The organism is Vibrio sp. 1249-1 (genome assembly GCF_033340495.1).
Window position 1 is genome coordinate 1 of the sequence record NZ_JAWOWJ010000627.1, and the last position, 663, is coordinate 663.

Here is a 663-nt window from a genome sequence, read left to right on the forward strand (position 1 = left end):
GAGGTTGAATCGCTTGGCTTACAAAGATGAAGTAAGGCATTGACGCTGCCGCACCATCCATACAGAAATCTGATTGCTCGGACGTTGTACAGTCTGGCAGTACGATATCGGCATACTTCGCAGAAGACGTCATGTGGTTGTCGATCACCACAATCATTTCACACGCTTTTTCATCTTGAAGAATGTCGTGTGTACGGTTGATGTCTGAGTGTTGGTTAATCAGACAGTTACCCGCGTAGTTCCAGATGAACTTGATGTTATTTTGCAGCTTCTGAACACCTTTGATGCCATCAGTAAGGTCGGTCATCTCAGTGCCACGGAAAATCGCGTCTGTCCAAAGGAACATTGGGATAGAAGCGCTGATTGGGTTTGGCACTTTCGGGAAGCGTTGGAATGGGTAAGAGTGGTTACCCTCACGAGCACCAGTACCACCGCCTTGTAGACCAACCTGACCACGAAGCAGAGACAGCATCATGATCGCTTTACATGCTTGCTCACCGTTTGCTGAGCGTTGTAGACCCCAACCTTGCGTGATGTAAATACGTTTTGCATCGCCGATTTCACGCGCAAGTTTCAAGATCACATCAGCAGGAATACCTGTGATTGGTTGTGCCGCCTCTGGCGTTTTCTCGATACCATCCGGGCCTGTGCCCATGATGTAAT

General features: G+C 48.6%; 1 protein-coding gene. It reads right to left on the reverse strand.

Annotated elements, in window-relative coordinates:
• Window positions 1-663: molybdopterin-dependent oxidoreductase (locus R7Z50_RS28030; RefSeq protein WP_318149825.1), on the reverse strand; the 663-nt coding region annotated here is incomplete at both ends.